At 70.1% G+C, this 16,453-nt stretch carries 17 protein-coding genes; 8 read left to right on the forward strand and 9 right to left on the reverse strand.

All coding sequences use genetic code 11. The annotated features are described in order from the left end of the window. The first annotated feature begins 85 nt into the window (after window positions 1-85). Entirely contained in the window at window positions 86-241 is a 156-nt protein-coding gene (locus IRT45_RS29945; RefSeq protein ID WP_167354225.1) for a hypothetical protein, read from the forward strand. A gap of 31 nt (window positions 242-272) precedes the next feature. On the opposite strand, the gene IRT45_RS29950 is transcribed toward IRT45_RS29945, so the two are convergent. The 3 genes from IRT45_RS29950 to IRT45_RS29960 form a co-directional block, all read right to left on the reverse strand. Beyond that, window positions 273-1,139, reverse strand: a complete 867-nt coding sequence (locus IRT45_RS29950) for an alpha/beta fold hydrolase (protein WP_194809171.1) — start codon at window positions 1,137-1,139, stop codon at window positions 273-275. 216 nt (window positions 1,140-1,355) lie between these two features. Next, complete coding sequence (locus IRT45_RS29955) at window positions 1,356-2,042, reverse strand: DedA family protein (RefSeq protein WP_194809172.1); 687 nt, start codon at window positions 2,040-2,042, stop codon at window positions 1,356-1,358. Between the two features lie 76 nt (window positions 2,043-2,118). Then, a complete protein-coding gene (locus IRT45_RS29960; RefSeq protein WP_194809173.1) occupies window positions 2,119-2,763 on the reverse strand; it encodes an alpha/beta hydrolase in 645 nt (214 codons plus the stop codon). A 37-nt stretch (window positions 2,764-2,800) separates the two neighbouring features. Here IRT45_RS29960 and IRT45_RS29965 point away from each other — a divergent pair, with 37 nt between their 5' ends. The 6 genes from IRT45_RS29965 to IRT45_RS29990 all read left to right on the forward strand — a co-directional run bounded on the left by IRT45_RS29965 (window position 2,801) and on the right by IRT45_RS29990 (window position 8,589). Further along, window positions 2,801-3,760 (forward strand): alpha/beta hydrolase, encoded by a 960-nt coding sequence (locus IRT45_RS29965; protein WP_309241217.1) that lies wholly within the window; start codon window positions 2,801-2,803, stop codon window positions 3,758-3,760. A gap of 87 nt (window positions 3,761-3,847) precedes the next feature. Continuing rightward, complete coding sequence (locus tag IRT45_RS29970; RefSeq protein WP_194809174.1) at window positions 3,848-4,618, forward strand: maleylpyruvate isomerase N-terminal domain-containing protein; 771 nt, start codon at window positions 3,848-3,850, stop codon at window positions 4,616-4,618. A 53-nt stretch (window positions 4,619-4,671) separates the two neighbouring features. Then, window positions 4,672-5,778 carry an FAD-binding oxidoreductase gene (locus IRT45_RS29975; RefSeq protein WP_194809175.1) on the forward strand — a complete coding sequence of 369 codons (1,107 nt, stop codon included), beginning with the start codon at window positions 4,672-4,674 and terminating at the stop codon, window positions 5,776-5,778. 108 nt (window positions 5,779-5,886) lie between these two features. Then, on the forward strand, window positions 5,887-6,255 hold the full coding sequence (locus IRT45_RS29980; protein WP_194809176.1) for a nuclear transport factor 2 family protein: 369 nt from the start codon (window positions 5,887-5,889) through the stop codon (window positions 6,253-6,255). 41 nt (window positions 6,256-6,296) lie between these two features. Further along, entirely contained in the window at window positions 6,297-7,112 is an 816-nt protein-coding gene (locus IRT45_RS29985; RefSeq protein ID WP_194809177.1) for an alpha/beta fold hydrolase, read from the forward strand. Between the two features lie 43 nt (window positions 7,113-7,155). Beyond that, window positions 7,156-8,589: an MFS transporter gene (locus IRT45_RS29990; RefSeq protein ID WP_194809178.1), complete on the forward strand. Its 1,434-nt coding sequence runs from the start codon at window positions 7,156-7,158 to the stop codon at window positions 8,587-8,589. A gap of 50 nt (window positions 8,590-8,639) precedes the next feature. Here IRT45_RS29990 and IRT45_RS29995 read toward each other — a convergent pair whose 3' ends face one another. Beyond that, entirely contained in the window at window positions 8,640-11,387 is a 2,748-nt protein-coding gene (locus tag IRT45_RS29995; RefSeq protein WP_194809179.1) for an AAA family ATPase, read from the reverse strand. A 111-nt stretch (window positions 11,388-11,498) separates the two neighbouring features. Between IRT45_RS29995 and IRT45_RS30000 the strand changes: the two genes are divergently transcribed. Next, window positions 11,499-11,927: a nitroreductase family deazaflavin-dependent oxidoreductase gene (locus IRT45_RS30000; RefSeq protein WP_194809180.1), complete on the forward strand. Its 429-nt coding sequence runs from the start codon at window positions 11,499-11,501 to the stop codon at window positions 11,925-11,927. A 55-nt stretch (window positions 11,928-11,982) separates the two neighbouring features. Here the strand turns inward: IRT45_RS30000 and IRT45_RS30005 are convergent, their stop codons facing one another. The 5 genes from IRT45_RS30005 to IRT45_RS30025 form a co-directional block, all read right to left on the reverse strand. Beyond that, the gene (locus tag IRT45_RS30005; protein ID WP_194809181.1) at window positions 11,983-13,257 is read right to left on the reverse strand and encodes an MFS transporter; all 1,275 of its coding nucleotides are present in this window, start codon (window positions 13,255-13,257) and stop codon (window positions 11,983-11,985) included. After that, window positions 13,254-14,363: a PLP-dependent cysteine synthase family protein gene (locus tag IRT45_RS30010; RefSeq protein WP_194809182.1), complete on the reverse strand. Its 1,110-nt coding sequence runs from the start codon at window positions 14,361-14,363 to the stop codon at window positions 13,254-13,256. Before IRT45_RS30010 ends, IRT45_RS30005 begins: the two co-directional genes overlap by 4 nt. Window positions 14,364-14,461: 98 nt before the next feature. Beyond that, the gene (locus IRT45_RS30015) at window positions 14,462-14,857 is read right to left on the reverse strand and encodes a hypothetical protein (RefSeq protein ID WP_194809183.1); all 396 of its coding nucleotides are present in this window, start codon (window positions 14,855-14,857) and stop codon (window positions 14,462-14,464) included. A gap of 324 nt (window positions 14,858-15,181) precedes the next feature. Then, complete coding sequence (locus IRT45_RS30020) at window positions 15,182-15,748, reverse strand: sigma-70 family RNA polymerase sigma factor (RefSeq protein WP_194809184.1); 567 nt, start codon at window positions 15,746-15,748, stop codon at window positions 15,182-15,184. A gap of 382 nt (window positions 15,749-16,130) precedes the next feature. Further along, a complete protein-coding gene (locus tag IRT45_RS30025) occupies window positions 16,131-16,331 on the reverse strand; it encodes a hypothetical protein (protein ID WP_194809185.1) in 201 nt (66 codons plus the stop codon). Window positions 16,332-16,453 lie beyond the last annotated feature (122 nt).

Raw genomic sequence — 16,453 nt, forward strand, 5'->3', positions numbered from 1 at the left:
CCCTAGCCGACGGCTGACGTGCGCCGGGCGTTTGCGGCCCGGCTGTCGAGGTAGTCCGCTACGAACCTCGAGAAAGGACGGATTCATGTCCCATCCCAATCATCCGCACGACGACGACACCGACGAACCGCGCGGTGGGCGGCCCGGGCCGGTGGACGAGGGCGACAACGGCGGGATGGCGACCCGGGAGGTCGCCGACGACGTCGGCACCGAGGAGAACGCCCAGGAACCACCCGACTGATCCGCTGTCGCGGTCGGCGACGGCAGCTCGGTCAGAAACGGCCGGCGACGCCGGCCACCGCAGCGCGCAGATGGTCGACGAGTAGTGCGGCGACCCGGTCGGAGGCCTGTTCGGGCAGCCAGTGCGAGCCGCCGTCGAGGGCCTCGTAGCGATACGGGCCGGTGACGTACCGGCCGCACGCCTGCGCTGCGGATCGTGTGACGTAACGGTCGGCGATGCCCCAGCAGAACAGCGTCGGGACCTCGACGGAGCCGACCGGGCGGCGCAGCGCGAACGGCAGTCCCCGGTACCAGTTGACCGGGCCGCGCATATCCCGTCGATGCGCCGCCCGTGCCGCGTAGCGGTTCGCCGACTCCGGCTCGAGTCCGGCGCGGACCAGGGCCCGCCCCATCGCCCGGCCACCCTGTGCGGAGAGTACGAGCTCCGGGACCCACGGCAGCTGACAGGCGGCCATGTACCACGACCGCAGGGCTTGGCTGCTCGTGACCATGGCACGCGCGAAGGCCATGGGATGCGGCACCGACAGGGCGGTCAGCGACATCAGCCGGTCGGGCCGCTCGGCGGCGACGGACCAGGCGAGCGCGGCGCCCCAGTCGTGGCCGACCAGATGAAAGCGCCCGGCGCCGGCCGCGTCGGCCAGGGCGTACACGTCACCGGTCATACGCGCCGTGGCGTACGCCGACCGCGCGGCCGGGCGCGCACCCGGTGAGTAGCCCCGCAGATCCGGTGCCAGTACGCGATAGCCCGCCGCGGTGAGGGTCGTCGTGATCGCATCCCAGCAGTGGCGATCCTCCGGAAAGCCGTGCAGCAGAATCACGGTCTCCGGCGTTCCGCTGCCGGAGGGCGGTGGCGTGTCGGTGACGTCGAAGACGAATCCGGCGTGCGTGAACGTGTCCATGTCCGTGCCTTCCCCTGACTGTGCGCGAACAAGTCACCGCCGCGAGCGCGGCGCCGGTCGACGCGGTGCCGACAGTAACGGGCCGCAGGGGCCGCGCTCATCCACCCGCGGACGGATTCCACGACCGACCGGAGGACGAGGTCAGCGGGATCGTCGCCTGCCTCGTGTGGGCGATCGTGCATCGCCGATGCCCGTGTGACGACGCCGGATGCGCACTCACGACGCTTGTCGCCGGCGGGCGTCCGCTCTCTGCCCCGCGTCGTCCTCGTCCCGGCTGTCGTCGTGCTCGTCGCCGGATTCGTCCTCGTCGGTGCCCGGGAAGAAGTGCCGCACGATGCGGTCGACGAGAAAGCCGAGAACGATCGCGCAGGCGATGCCGATCACGGCGGCAAGGAGGGGCTGATCGCGCAGCCAGCGCCCGAAGGCACTGGCGATCGCCACCGAATACGCCGCCCAGCTGATGCCTCCGATCACCGTCAGCGGTACGAATTTCCGGCGCGGATATCCGGTCGCCCCGGCGGTCATATTGACCGCGATGCGACCGACCGGAATGTAGCGCCCGGTGATGATCAGCAGGGCCGCGCGTTTGTCGAGCATTCCGCGCGCCCAGTCGAAGGCCCGCCGGATCTTCGGTGTGCGCATCCACGCGAATCGATCCGTGCCGATCGCGCGACCGATCGTATAGGCCAGATTGTCGCCGATGATCGCGCCGATCGCGGCGGCGGCGATCAGCAGCCAGACGGAGGGCTGCCCGGTCGAACTGCCGATGGCGGCGAGTGCGGCGATCACCGATTCACTGGGGACCGGCGGGAAGAAGGCGTCGACGATGCAGACGCCCAGTAGCGCGAAGTACACCCACGGCGACCCGGCCGCGCCGGTGACGAGATCCTGCAGTTGGTTCATCCCATCGACACCCTTCCTGGTCTCCTGGCGAGTGCCCAGGATCGCGGCGTCGAACCCGACCCGGCCGAGCTCGCGCTCAGGTGGCGAGAGACCCGCTCATCGCCGCACAGCGGGCGTGGATGAACTCGACGATCTCGCCGGTGACACGGCGGTGGACGGGTTCGTGCAGCAGATCATGTCCGGCGTCGGGGATTTCGAGGGTCCGGCAGTCGCGGGCTTCGCTCGTCCAGGCGCGGATGGGTGCCAGCGGCGCGCGCCGGTCGTCGGCACCGTGCAGTACCAGAGTCGGTACCGGCGGTGTCGAGAAGCCTTGCGCCGGAGCCTGTTCCGGAGTGCCGAGCAGAACCACTCCGGAAATGTGCGCGACCGCCGCCGTATCGGAGGCCATCGCCACCACCGCGGTGCCCGCACCGAGAGAATGACCGATCAGCACGAGCGGCAGGTGCGGGTGCGCGGCGTGGGCGAGGCCGGTCAAGGTCAGCGCGTCGGCGGCGAGATCGCCGATGGGGGCGACCGCGCCGAATTCACCTTCACTGAGGCCGTGTCCGATATGATCGATGCCGAATACCGTTATGCCGCAACGGTTCAGCGCGCGCGAGAAGCGATGGTAGTCCGCACTCTGCTGGCCGAGACCGTGCAGTAGCACCGCGACCGCACGAGACGACTCCGCGATCCACACCCGATAGTGAACCGCCCCGCTGACACCCTGAAAGAACCGCATCCCAGCATCCTGGCATCTTTAGGTTAGGCTAACCAATGTGATTGGGAGCACGCAGGGGACTCAAGCGGGACGATCCACGCGGCAACGAGCCGATCCCGCCGCACCGCACAGCCAGGGCACGGCGAGTACGGCGCCCACTCGCGACGGACGCCGGCTGTACTACATGCACCGGCCGGGGCGAGACGACCATCGTTCGGCCCTGGTCGTTTTCGAGAGCGGACTCGCCTGCACCCGCTCCTATTGGGCGGCGGTGCAGCGCGAATTCGACGACTACGCGCCGACCGTGGTCTACGACCGCAGCGGTCTGGGCCGCAGCGCCCCCGACAGCGCACCGCGCGGCCTCCGACGCCTGGCCGACGACCTCGTCGATCTGCTCGATCACCTCACCGAACGGTTCGCCGCACCGCGGTTCGTACTGGTCGGCCACAGCTGGGGCGGTCCGATCGTGCGGGTCGCCGCCGCGGACCGGCCCGACCGGGTCGCGGGTACGGTCCTGGTCGATCCCACCGACGAATTCTGCGAGGATCTGTTCACCGCGGCATCGCGGCGAGCGGCCCGAACCGGACAGCGGCTCAGCGCCGCACTCGCACGGATCGGCGTACTGCGACTGGCCTATCGCGACACCCTCACCGCGCTACCCGCCGATGCCCGCGCCGACTTCCGCGCCGAAGGCTTCACCGCCGCGGCGATGCGTACCCGCGCCGCCGAACTCGCCTGCCACACAACCGATCTCGAACAGCTGCGCGACGCCGGCCCCGACCGCCCGGATCTCGCCGTCACGATCGTGTCCGCCGACTCCCCCTCCGCCGGTATCTCGGCCCGCTCACGTGCCGCGATCAACGCCGCACACCAGCGGCGGGCGGCACGGCCGCACGCCCGACATGTCGTCGCCGAGCACTGTGGCCATATGGTGCCGACCCAGCGGCCCGGGCTGGTCGCCGCCGAAATAGTCCGGATCCTCGACGAATACGGACCGGAGGGGCGAACCACCGGGTGAGTTCCGGCAGCGGCGGGGTATGCGCGAATCAGGACGGGATCCGCCACGACAACCGGGCGCCGCAGACCCCGGTCGGAGGAGATGCCGATGGTTTCACACAGTGCCGCCGAAGCGTTGCCGGAATGGGAGGCCTTCGCCCGCGCCGTGCAGGCGCGCCGGCCCGACGCGGGCACCTGGTGCGAGGGCTGGACCGTCCGCGATGTCGTGATCCACAACACCGGCAACGCGGCCGAACTCGCACGGGTGCTCGCCGCCCACGCGGCGGGCAGCCCGGTGCCGACCCGTGGTTTCGAGGAGCGTGAGGCGCCCTACCGCGCGATGCCCGACGCCGAGTTGTGGGCGGCGTTCGTGGACCGGTGCGAACAACTCGTCGAGACCGCCGAGGTGATCGACACGCTGTCGCCGCTGGAGGCGATCGGCTGGACCGGGCGAACCGTCGCCCCGGACTTCTTCCTCGAGCACATGCGCCAGGAGATGGTGCTGCACCGCTGGGATATGACCGGCGACGACGCGACGGCGATCGATATGCTCATGCGGCCGTGGATAACTCGCCACAGTGTGCGCGATGTCGGTCTGCCCTTGCTCGCGCGCGGTAGCAGGGATATCGATTTCGGTCCCGAGGGCCGCATCGAAGGCAGACTGCGGGCGCCGGGCACCGACGACGTCCTGATCGTCGCCGAGCCGGACGGCAATTCCATCGAATTGGCGCCGCCGCAGGGACCGGCGACGGTGGAAAGCGATCCGGCGGTGCGCGTGCTGTTCCTGTGGGGTCGACGACCGGCCGACCCGACGCGCTGGCACAGTGCCGCCGGCCCCGAGGAACTGGGCCGGCTCCGCGCGCTGCTCGGCGGGTACTGAGCCCACGACCACCGGCCGAGATTGCGGGCCGTGTCGGCGGGTAGTCCGCGGAGATGGGTGCCGCAACCGATGTCGCCGTGGTCGGAGCCGGAATCGTCGGCCTGGCCACAGCGCACGCACTACGCCGGGCCGGGCTCTCGGTCACCGTGTACGAGTCGGGCCGCCCCGGCGGCGGCCAGTCGGCCGGCCATTCCCGCATCTTCCGCCACGCGCACACCGATCCCCGGCTGGTCGAGATGGCGGTGGCCGCGCGGCGCGTCTGGCGCGACTGGGAAGGCGAATTCGGCACCGAACTGATCTCGCGGGACGGGGCGGTCGCGCTCGGGGCCGGCGTGGCGGACAAGCTGGAGATCCTGCGGCGAACGCCCGGAATCGACGCCCGCGGTATCGACGCCGAGGAGCTGGCGACCCGATTGCCGCCGCTGGCCGACTACGACGGACCGGCCATGCTGGACGCGACCGGCGGCTCCATCCGCACCGTCGCCGCGATAGACGCTCTCACCGAACGAGTGCGCGAGGCGCTCGTCACCGACCATGTCCTCACCCTGCGGCACACCGCGGCCGGAACCGTCGAATTACGCACCGGCACAACCTGTTCGGACTTCGGCAGCGTCGTCGTCTGCGCGGGCCGCGGCACCGCGCCGCTGGCCCGGACACTCGGCCTCGCCCTGCCGGTGCAGGTGTCCGCGCACGTTCGGGTGACCTTCCGCCCGCGATCGGCGCCGCCCGCCACACTCGCCACGCTGCAGGACAGCAGCGGCGAATTCGGCGAAACCGGAATCTATGCCGCCGCGTTCCCCGGCAACACCCATTACGGGCTCGGACTCAGCGATTCCGTCCCCAGCAACGACGGCGGCTCGGTCGATCCCACGGCGCTGGCCGGGCTGGCCGAACGCGCCACCCGCTACGTCGACCGCGCACTTCCCGGACTCGCACCCGAACCGGAGGGCTACGTGCACTGCTGGGTGACCCGGCTGCCGTGGGGTGAGGACGGGCTGGCCGCCTGGCAGGACGGCGGCGCCACCTTCATCGCCGGGCACAATCTGTTCAAACTGGCCCCGGTCCTGGGCGCCACGCTCGCCGACAGCATCACCACCGGACAACCCGCCGCCACCCTGGACCCGTCGCGGCGGCTCGGCGATCCCGCCGCCGACCGGTAGTACGTCGCCCGGCACTACCGTCGAAAGTACTTAAGCGCGACAGATTCCCCGTCGCCCGGAACTCCATAACTTTGTGGTCGGAACATCACCACCACGAAGGAGAATCCCGTGAGCGACATCAACGACCTGGTCGAACGCTACCTCGCCGTCTGGAACGAGACCGATCCCGCCGCCCGCGCCGCACAGATCGCCGACCTGCTCACCGACGACGCCGAATACACCGATCCACTGGTGTCGGTGCGCGGCCACGCCGGCCTCGACGCCGCCGTCGCCGCGGTCCAGCAGCAGTTCGCCGGACTGGAATTCACTCTCGGCGGCCCGATCGACAGCCACCACGGCATCGCCCGCTTCACCTGGAATCTGGGCCGTGCGGGCGAGGAGCCGCTGGTGATCGGCTTCGACGTCGCCGCGCTCGGCGACGACGGCCGTATCCGCCAGATCCTCGGCTTCCTCGACAAGGTGCCCACCGGGGCCTGATCCCTTCCCGACACCCGGCACTCATCCCAAAGGACAAGGTCATGTACTTCACCACCACCGACGGAACCACCCTCGCCTACGAGGATTACGGCACGGGCGAACCGATCGTCTTCGTCGCCGGGGCCATGCTCAACACCGAGATGTGGGAATACCAGATTCCGTACTTCACCGAGCGCGGCTACCGCTGCATCGCCCTGGACCGCCGCGGCCACGGCCGCTCGGACCGCCCGTCCACCGGCTACGACATCGACACCACCGCCGACGATCTCGGCGCCCTGCTCGAGCATCTCGACCTGCGCGGCGCCACCCTGGTCGGCCACTCCACCGGCGGCGCGGAGATCGCCCGGTATCTGGCCCGCCACGGTGAAAGCCGCGTTGCCCGAGTGGTTTTCCTCGCGGCGATCCTGCCCTTCATGAAGGCCACCGACGACAACCCCGGCGGCATCCCGGAAGCCATGCTCGATGCGCTGGTGGCCAGCATCCGCACCGACCGCGGCCGGTGGCTGGCCCGCCAGTCGCAGATCTACTTCAACAGCCACCTGAATCCGGACGTCTCCCCCGAACACATCGATATCACCTACCGCCAGTGCCTGTCGACCGCGCCGTGGGCGACGCTGCACATGCAGCAGGCGGTCTTCCACTGCGACAACCGGGAAGCGTTGCGCGGCATCACCGTTCCCACGCTCATCGTGCACGGCGCCCTGGACTTCTCCGCACCCGCCGAGGTCACCGGCCGGCGCACCGCCGAGCTGATGCCGCAGGCCGTCTACAAGGAGTACCCGACCGCCGGTCACGGTCTCTATACCTCGCACGCCGCCGAGTTCAACGACGATCTCCTCGAATTCGTCAAGGGCTGAGCGAATCTTCTTGTCCCGCAGCACCATCCCCGATGGGATACCCATGTCCACACCCACCCTGCTCGCCCGTGGCACCCGCCCGGCGAGCGCACCGCCCGCACGGGCCACCCTGCTCGTCCTGCTGGCCGGAATCTTCATGGCCACACTGGACTTCTTCATCGTCAACGTCGCCATCCCCGACACCCAGGCCGATCTGCACGCGAGCAGCGCCACCATGCAGTGGGTGGTCGCCGGCTACGGCCTCGCGGTCGCGGCCGGACTGATCACCGGCGGACGGCTCGGCGACCTCTACGGCCGCCGCCGGCTCTACGGCCTCGGCATGGCGGTGTTCACCCTCGCCTCTCTGGCCTGCGCGCTGGCCGGTGACGCCGCCGAACTTGTCGTCGCCCGGATCGCCCAGGGGGCCGGGATGGCGCTGCTGATGCCGCAGGTCCTGGGCATCATCAGCGTGGTGTTCACCGGCACGCGCCGAGTGCGCGCCTTCGCCGCCTACGGGCTGGCCATGGGCCTGGCCGCGGTCTTCGGCCAGCTCATCGGCGGGCTGTTGATCCAGGCCGATCTGTTCGGACTGGGCTGGCGCACCATCTTCTGGATCAACGTGCCGGTGGGTGCGCTCACCCTCGCCGTGCTGGCACGGCTGGTCCCCGAATCACGCGGAGACGGCGGAACCCGGCTGGACCGGCTCGGCGTCGGCCTCATCGCGACCGCGCTCGCGGCGGTGGTGTTGCCGCTGATCCAGGGCCGTGAGCAGGGCTGGCCGCTGTGGACCTGGCTCGCACTGGCCGCGGCTGCGGTGCTGATCGCCGTCTTCGTCACCGCCGCGCGGCGATCGGCGGCCCGCGGCGGGGAACCGCTGGTCGATCCGGCGCTGTTCACCGAACGCTCGTTCGCGATCGGTTCGGCGATCGCGCTGAGCTACCAGATGACCATGGGATCGTTCTTCCTGGTCCTGGCGCTGTATCTGCAACAGGGCCGCGGCCTGTCGGCCCTGGGATCGGGCCTGCTGTTCCTCGCGCTCGGCGGGGCCTACCTGTTCACCTCGATACTGTCGGAGCGGGCGGCCGCCCGGCTCGGCCGGCAGGTCGTCGCGGTCGGCGCGGTGCTGCAGGCCGGCGGATATCTGCTGCTCGCGATCACCGCGCACGAACTCGGCGCCGACGGATCGGTGCTCGACCTGCTGCCGGGAATGATCGTCGCGGGAGCGGGAATGGGTCTGGCGCTGGTGCCCATGCCGGGCATCGTGCTGGCGGGAGTGACACCACGGCACGCCGCCGCCGCAGGGGGCGTGCTGGCCACCGCGCAGCAGGTCGGCGGCGCGGTCGGGATCGCGGTGGTCGGCATCGTCTTCTACGACCGGCTCGCAGCGCCCGGCGGATTGGCGCCGGCGTTCGTCGCGAGCCTGGTGCCGATGGCGCTGCTGTGCCTGCTCACCGCGGCACTGGTGCAACTGCTCCCCGCCGCACGCATCCGGAAGTAGAGATCGGAGCCCCGGTGGTCACCACCGGGGTTCCGGCGTGTCCGCGATCGTCAACGCAGTTGATCGGCAATGGTTTTCAGTTCGCCGCGCGAGGTCACTCCGAGTTTCGGATACGCCTTGTAGAGGTGGTAGCCGACGGTGCGGTGGCTGAGGAACAGCTGGGCGGCGATATCGCGATTGGACAGGCCCTGGGAGGCGAGGCGAGCGATCTGCAATTCCTGCGGTGTGAGCCCGGTGACCGCCGCGCTCGAGCGGGAATCCGGTTGTCCGCCAGGCCCGCTCGGCGCGGCACCGGTCGCGGTGAGTTCGGTGCGGGCGCGTTCGGCCCACGGGCGCATGCCGATGCGGTCGAACATGTCCAGCGCCTCGGTCAGCACCGTTCGCGCCTCGCTCTTGCGGCGGGCCCGGCGCAGCCACTCCCCGTAAAGTTGTGCGGTGCGAGCGTATTCCACCGGGCGTGCCTCACGGTCGTGCAGCTTCAGCGCCCCCGTGTAGTGGGTCTCGGCGCTGTCGTCGTCGGACAGCAGTGCGCGACAGCGCAATACGAGTGCTTCGGCCCACGGCTGCCGCACCGCGGTGGCCCAGTCGGCGAGCCGATCGGCGTGGGGTTCGGCGCGGTCGGCGGCGCCGACCCGGACCGCCGCCTCGACCAGATCGGGTATCGAACGCATCGCGCACAAGTGATGACGCAGCGGGTCCCGGGTCAGCCGCTCGAAGCGCGACAGCGCCGTTTCGGCCCGGCCCGAACCGAGTTCGAGCAAACCCAGCGACCAATGCGCCCACGCCGCACCGGGAGACACGGATCCGGGCGTGCTGTCGGCGAGTCCGGCCTCGGCGTAGTGCCGGCACCGGTCCTCGTCGCCCTCGGCGGCATGGATATGCGCGAGAACGCTGCTGAGCTGACTGACCCATTGGCGCTGGCCCAGATCTGCGGCCAGACGCAGTGCCTCGGCCGCGGTGGTTCGCGCATCGCGCAGACGACCGGTGAAGATCTCGACCTCGGCGGCGAAGAACAAGGTGGTGGGCAGCCGGCCGGCGGCACCGGCTCCGCGATACTCCCGGCTCAGCGCCTCGGCGGGCCCGTAGACGTCGGCGTCCTGGCCGCTGGCCATCGCCACGCCACACAGCATCAGCCGCACCTGATCGGGCACCGGGCCCCGCCGCGCGGACTCTGCCAGCGTCCGGGTCAATTCCGGTGGCGCGCTCGCGGTGTCGCGGCGATCCAGGACGCTCGCCATATAGGTCACGACCGGGTGCAGCGGATCGGTGTCTGTCAGCGGCACCGCGGTCAACTGCGCCACACAGTCGCGGACATGCTGTTCGCCCAGATACCAGCCGGTGTGCAGGGCCTGGACCAGCATCGTCGCCGCCAGCGCGGGATCGCGGTCGGCGACCTGCGCGGCGCCGGCGCGCAGCAGCGCGTCCGCCTCGGCGAAACGGCCCTGCCAGAAGTGGGCGAGCCCTTCGACATGCGCGACCCGAGCCCGCAATTGCGCTGTCGCACCGGCTCTTGCGGCCACCCGGCGCGCGAGCCCCGCGGCCCGCTCCAGATCGCCCGCATTCAAGGCGGATTGGGCGGCCAGCGCCTCGCGATGCGCGCGCAGCCCGGGGTCCATGGTGAGCCGGGCGGCGCGTTCGTAGGCCGCGGCGGCCGCCTCGTGGCCACTGCGGGCGAGCGCGCGGGCAGCGGTATCCTCCAGGGCCGCAGCGACTTCCGCGTCCGGGCCGGTGGCCGCGGCCGCGGCGTGCCAGGCACGGCGGTCCGCGTCGGCGGGGCCGTCGAGCGCGGCCGCCAGCGCGCGGTGTGCGGTCACCCGCTGTCCCAGCGGCGCTCGCTGGTAGACGGCGGCGCGCAGCAGCGGATGACGGAAGGCGATCGTCTCCGCCGTCTCGCCGCGCACCAGCAGTCCCGCCTCCTCGGCCGGGGCCAGATCGTCGATTCCGGCGCCGACGGCGGCCGCGGCGCGCAGGACCGCCGACAATTCGCCGGATTCCTCGGCCGCGACGATCAGCAGCACGTCCTGTGTCGATTTCGGCATCCGGCTGACCTGTCCGTGGAAGGCCAGTTGCAGGCGGTCGGTCAACGCCAGCGCACCGGGATGGGCGGCGCCGGGACGTTCGTCGCGTGCGGCGCCGGCCAATTCGAGCAAGGCCAGCGGGTTGCCCTGCGCCTCGGCCAGGACCTGCCGGCGCACCCCGGCGGGCAGTTCGCGGCGGTCGAGCAGCGCGGCGGCGGCCTCCGGGTCGAGTCCGGCGATGCGGCGTTCGGGCAGATCCGCGGACCGTGCGAACGCGGCACCGTCACGAGCGGCGAGGATGATCACGACCCCCTCGGCGTACAACCGCCGGGCGGCGAACAGGATCGTGTCCAGCGAGGCCCGGTCGAGCCATTGCGCGTCGTCGATCAGACAGACCAGCCCGGTGTCGCCGGCGTATTCGGTGAGCAGCGACAACACCGCCAATCCGACCAGCATCGCATCTCCGCCGGGATCGTCGCCGAGGCGCAGCGCCGCCTCCAGCGCCGCCCGCTGGCGCGCGGGCAGGGCGGGCAGATGCGCGACCGCCGGCCGCAGCAGCAACTGCAATCCGGCGAACGGAAGTTCGGCCTCGATCTCCACCCCCGCGCCGCGCAGGACCCGCAGCCCGGCGCCGAGATCGGCGGCGTGGTCGAGCAGGGCGGTCTTACCGATTCCGGGTTCGCCGCGCAGTACCAGCCAGCCGCTCTCCCCCGCACGGGCCCGGTCCAGCAGGGCGGCGATCGCCGCGGTGTCGGCCGCCCGCCCGTACAGCTCAGCCATGGCACCGCACCACGAATCGGATCACGAACACCGGACCGATCATCGCATACAGGCCACCGCCGGTATTCCCACGTGCGCGCCTCCCGCCGCGGCCGCTGGTTCGACAGCAGAATGCAGCTCATGAGCGATTGGAACACCGCGATCATCGAGGAATTTCGAGCCAACCAGGGACGCGTCGGCGGCGATTTCGAGGGCGCGCCGATGGTGCTGGTGCATCACCGCGGCCGCAAATCCGGGCGCGAACTGGTGACACCGATGATGTATCTGGCCGACGACGAGAACCCGGACAGCATCTATGTTTTCGCGTCGAAGGCCGGCGCTCCGACCAATCCGGACTGGTACTACAACCTGACCACCGCCGGCACGGCGGAGATCGAACGCGGCACCGACCGTTACCCGGCGGCGGTCACCGAAGTGACCGGTGAGCGCCGCGACCGGATCTTCGCCGAACAGGCCCGCCGCTACCCCGGATTCGCCGGCTACGCCCGCAAAACCGAAGGAATCCGCACCATTCCGGTGCTGGAACTGCGGCGCGGCTAGCCGATGCGGTACTCGTCCGCCATGGTGGCGGCGGACGAGTACCGGCCATCTGCGGTCAGGCGGATTCGCGCACCGAATTCACCGGAACTTCTTCTCCCCCAGCGGTGTGCGCGCGTGCACTGCGCTCGACCGCGGCCAGGCCGAACGCCGCGAGTGCCCCGATGGCGGCGAACCCGGCCCACACCACGGCGTCGAGTCCGGCCGAGCGGGCGGCGTCCAGCACTACGCCGGTGACGAGGTTTCCGGTCAGGATTCCGACTCCGACCACCGTGTTGTAGAACCCGTAGTGCGTGGCAACGAGCGCGCCGCCGGACAGCGAGACCACCGTATCCATTTCGAACGGGAACACCGCCGCGGTCCCGACCGCGAGGATCGCCGCCGAAATCAGCAGCGCCGCAACGGCAGCCACCGTGCCGAAGGGCCGCGGGCCCGGCACCAGCAGCAGCGGCAGGAAGGACGCGGCCAGCACCCCCATGCCGACCACGAGGCCGCGGCCGGTGCCCCACCGGCGTCGAAACCACGCGGTGATGCGCAGCTGCCCGGCCACCGCGACCGCACCCGACACCACGAACAATGCCGAGGTCAGCGCCTGCGCGTGACCGGGGCTCAGATATTCAGCCTGCAACGGCAGTGCCAGATAGACCTGGAACGACAGCACATACGAACCGATCATCGCGACCGCGAAGGCCAGGAAACGGCGATTGGCCAGTACGGTCCGCCAATCCTGGAGCACCGTCGTGCGCACCGCGGGCTCACTCGCCCGCCGTGGCGGCAGCGCGAACAGTTGCGCGACGGTCAGTACCGCGAAGACCACGGCGGCGGCCGCGGCGGTCACCCGGAAGTCGGTCACCAGCAGGGCCAGCCCGGCCAGCGGCCCGACGAGGATGCCGGCCTGATAGAAGATGTTGAAAACCGCGAATGCCTCCACGCGGCGGTCACCGGTCTCCGCGGCCAGATACGCGCGCACCGCCGGATTGAACAGCGCACCGGCGAAACCCGTTGCGGCCGAGGCGATCAGCAGCATCGGCAGCGAGGTGGCGAAGATCAGCAGCGCGAATCCCGCGGTGCGCAGCAGACAGCCCGCCACGATCAGCGGTTTGTAGCCGAGCCGGTCGGCGAGCGTCCCGCCGACGAGGAACATGCCCTGCTGGGAGAAGTTGCGCACGCCCAGCACCAGACCGACCGCCCACGCCGCCAAGCCGATCGGGCCGGCGAGATATCCGGCCAGATACGGCATGAGCATGTAGAAGCCGAGGTTGATGCCGAACTGGTTGATCATCAGCAACCGGGCCGCCGGGTCGAAGCTGCGGAATCGGGCGAGGACACTCATGCGGCGGGCTCCGGGTCGAGGGTGCGGGGGTCGACGACGGTGGTGCAGCGCGTCCACGAGCTCACCACTCGCTCGGCGGGATGGCCGATCGTGTCGGGTTCGAGGGGCGGATCGGCATCGAGCAGGCCGTGCTCGTCACAGTAGGCGTCGTTGTAGACGGTGTCGGCGTAGCGGTGCGGCCCGTCGGGAAAGACGGCGGCGATCCGGGTGCCGGTGTCGTGCACGCGCGCGGCCCAGCCCGCCACCAGCGCCACCGCGCCGACACTCCAGCCGCCGCTGGCGTGGTGGGTCGCGGCCAGTGTCCGGCATGCCCATACCGCTTCCGCCGGTGCCACCCAATGGATTTCGTCGAAGGCGTCGTAGTCGACGTTGCGGGGGTGGATGCTCGAGCCCAGTCCGCGCATGAGTCGCGGCCCGGCCGGTTGGCCGAAGATCGTCGAGGACACGGTGTCCACGCCGATCAGCCGCAACCGCGGATTGTTCCGGCGCAGCACCCGGGCCACGCCCGCGGAGTGTCCGCCGGTTCCGACCGCGCAGACCAGGACGTCGATGCGGCCCAATTGCTGCACCATCTCCAGGGCCAGCGATTCGTAGCCCTCCACATTGTCGGGATTGCTGTACTGGTCGGGGCTCCAGGCATCCGGTTCGGTGGCCAGCAGCGCCGCGACCCGATCGCGACGCGCCTGTTGCCAGCCGCCGGCCGGATGCGGTTCGGTGACCGTCTCCACCCGTGCGCCGTAGGCGCGCAGCAGTCGCGCGACCATCGGTTCCATTCCGGGATCGGTGACGACGGTCACCGGATGCGAGTACACCATCCCCGCCAGCGCGAGCCCCAATCCCAGAGTGCCGCTGGATGATTCGACGATGCGCGCACCCGGCCGCAGATCTCCGCGGCGTTCGGCCCTGCGCACCATGTGCAGCGCGGGCCGGTCCTTCATGCCGCCCGGATTGGCGCCTTCGAGTTTGGCCCAGAAGCCGCGGCCGCGGCCGCTCAGCGGTTCGCCGATCCAGAGCACCGGCGTATTGCCGACCAGGCCGCGCGGACGGTGCGCCGGGGTCGGCGCTGCCGGAATCGGCTGCGGGTGGTCGAGCACGATGTCGTCCATGACTGTCGCTTTCGGTATCTTCGCCCGATGCGGGCGGTACGGATGCGGGCAGCGGACACCGGCCGCCGGCACAGGGCAGGCGGCCTGTCGCTGACCGATCAGCGGCGGGCGATACCGAGATGCGTCAGAATGTCGCGACCGGTGCGGGGCGGCGGGCCCGGCGGCCCGCGCACGGCGGTCGCGTGACGGTGCCACCGGGCGGGGGTCACCGCGGCCACCGCATCCCACACTTGGCCGGGCGGCCACAGCTTCACCGGATCCGCCGGAAGTACCGAATCCAGGACGATGTGCCTGTCGTGCGCACAGCAGTCGTCCCAGGCGGGCAGATGCGAACCAAGATGGGCCAGTGTGGATTTCGCGGCGGCGGACGATGCGGAAGTGCCGGCCGTCTCGGCATCGGCGACCACGCAATCGGTATGCAGCGCAACGAGTGTGAGCAGGGCGACGAAGATCATGGCCACGACACCCCGCCGCGACCGACGGACGGAGCTCACCGCATCCGCACCCACCGCTCGACCGACCGCAGCGGCGCACAGACCCGAGGCCGGAGTCCACGCCGGGCCGGACACCGATCCACCAACCCAGCCTCCTCACCACGATCGCCACTGTCGCGCAACACCTTCACACGGTGTTGCCGAGCATCGAGCCGGATGTCACCCCACCGCTGGGGAACGCGGCAACAGGCTCGATAACATCTACTACTTACGTACGCAACTAGTAGATCATAACCGCCGAAGAGGCGGGAGCCGCCGACTGGGCGACACCATGTAATATACCCCTAGGGGGTAGAAACGCCGACTACCGGGGAGTGGCCGCCCTCACTTCGTCTCGTCGCGCGACTTCTCCGAAAGTCTGGAACCGAGCGTTTTCAATCCGGCCCGGATCCGGGCCTTCGCGGTGGGCAGCGGAATACCCAGATCCTGCGCCACCTCCGGATAGGTGCGGCCGCCGTAGAAGGCGAGCAGAATCGCCTCCCGCTGCCGATGCCCCAGCCGGTGCACCTCCCCCGCGACCGAGCGCTCATCGAGCCGCTGCGTCACCTCGTCGAACACCACATCACATTCGGGCTGATACTGACCGCGACCGAACGCCCGCTCCCGATCCGCCAGCGATTGCTCCGAGCGCACCCGGTCGACCGCACGCCGGTGCGCGAACATCATCAGCCACGCCATCGGGCTGGCCCGTCCGGCGTCGTAGTCGCCGGCCGCGGACCACGCCTGCAGATAGACCTCCTGGCTCACTTCCTGAGCCAAGCCGGGACTGCGCAGAATCGCGGTCAACCGGGCCATCAGGCGGGCGTTGGTGCTGCGGTAGAAGGCCGCGAAGGATTCGGCGTCCCCCGCCGCGGACTTGTGCAGCAAGGTAGCCAGTTCCGCTGCCGTCATGGTGGTCGAACTACTCTGACGGTAACGCTGATCGATGTCCATCGCACACCGTTTCGTTTCGCGGGATAGTCGTTACCTGCGGGGAGAATCGGCTACGTTGCCGAACCGCCTGGTCAATCCTTGTGCCACCGAGCGCCGATGCTCGCGACCGAACGCGTGATACCCGATCCGAGCCGTTGGAACCGACCGATCGCTGCCGTCACAATCAACGACATATCTAGCATCGAAGTCTGGGTGCCAGATGTTAACCACAAAAGTGGAACAATCTCGAGAACGTCGGAATTCCGCGATCCGAAACGCCACGCCGCACTGGTCCCGACAGCCGCGTAGGCCGGATCCGTGATCCGGCCTACGCGCTCGAGTCCGTGTGTCGCGATTCGGGTCAGCGACCGCCGTGACTGTGCTGACCACCGGCCTGCTTGGCCTCGGTCGGCTGCGCCTGGGCGCCCTTGCGCCCCGCTTCGTGCGGATCGGCGGCATTGCGCTGGCCGAAACTACCCGTGCTGGCCTGGCCGCCGCGGCGAGCCTGTTCCTCGGTGTCGCTGCGGTTGCCGAACTGTCCGGGATTGTTCTGGTCGGCCATTGCGGACCTCCTTCGCAGTAGGGACTTCTCTCCATCGCGACCGGCGTACTTCCCGGTCACATCAGAGGCACTACCCGGGCCTCCCGGGTCTATGCACCGATATCGCGGACGATTGCGAACCT

The organism is Nocardia sp. BSTN01 (assembly GCF_015354405.1).
In the GTDB taxonomy this organism is placed as follows: domain Bacteria; phylum Actinomycetota; class Actinomycetes; order Mycobacteriales; family Mycobacteriaceae; genus Nocardia.

What these genes read in the sequence shown, in the direction of transcription:
- IRT45_RS29955 (WP_194809172.1), bottom strand. Translation starts at nt 2,042, where the DNA reads ATGAACCAACTGCAGGATCTCGTCACCGGCGCGGCCGGGTCGCCGTGG.
- IRT45_RS29995 (WP_194809179.1), bottom strand. Translation starts at nt 11,387, where the DNA reads ATGGCTGAGCTGTACGGGCGGGCGGCCGACACCGCGGCGATCGCCGCC.
- IRT45_RS29970 (WP_194809174.1), top strand. Translation starts at nt 3,848, where the DNA reads ATGGTTTCACACAGTGCCGCCGAAGCGTTGCCGGAATGGGAGGCCTTC.
- IRT45_RS30005 (WP_194809181.1), bottom strand. Translation starts at nt 13,257, where the DNA reads ATGAGTGTCCTCGCCCGATTCCGCAGCTTCGACCCGGCGGCCCGGTTG.
- IRT45_RS30000 (WP_194809180.1), top strand. Translation starts at nt 11,499, where the DNA reads ATGCAGCTCATGAGCGATTGGAACACCGCGATCATCGAGGAATTTCGA.
- IRT45_RS29975 (WP_194809175.1), top strand. Translation starts at nt 4,672, where the DNA reads ATGGGTGCCGCAACCGATGTCGCCGTGGTCGGAGCCGGAATCGTCGGC.
- IRT45_RS29950 (WP_194809171.1), bottom strand. Translation starts at nt 1,139, where the DNA reads ATGGACACGTTCACGCACGCCGGATTCGTCTTCGACGTCACCGACACG.
- IRT45_RS29985 (WP_194809177.1), top strand. Translation starts at nt 6,297, where the DNA reads ATGTACTTCACCACCACCGACGGAACCACCCTCGCCTACGAGGATTAC.
- IRT45_RS29960 (WP_194809173.1), bottom strand. Translation starts at nt 2,763, where the DNA reads ATGCGGTTCTTTCAGGGTGTCAGCGGGGCGGTTCACTATCGGGTGTGG.
- IRT45_RS29990 (WP_194809178.1), top strand. Translation starts at nt 7,156, where the DNA reads ATGTCCACACCCACCCTGCTCGCCCGTGGCACCCGCCCGGCGAGCGCA.
- IRT45_RS30010 (WP_194809182.1), bottom strand. Translation starts at nt 14,363, where the DNA reads ATGGACGACATCGTGCTCGACCACCCGCAGCCGATTCCGGCAGCGCCG.
- IRT45_RS29945 (WP_167354225.1), top strand. Translation starts at nt 86, where the DNA reads ATGTCCCATCCCAATCATCCGCACGACGACGACACCGACGAACCGCGC.
- IRT45_RS30025 (WP_194809185.1), bottom strand. Translation starts at nt 16,331, where the DNA reads ATGGCCGACCAGAACAATCCCGGACAGTTCGGCAACCGCAGCGACACC.
- IRT45_RS30020 (WP_194809184.1), bottom strand. Translation starts at nt 15,748, where the DNA reads ATGACGGCAGCGGAACTGGCTACCTTGCTGCACAAGTCCGCGGCGGGG.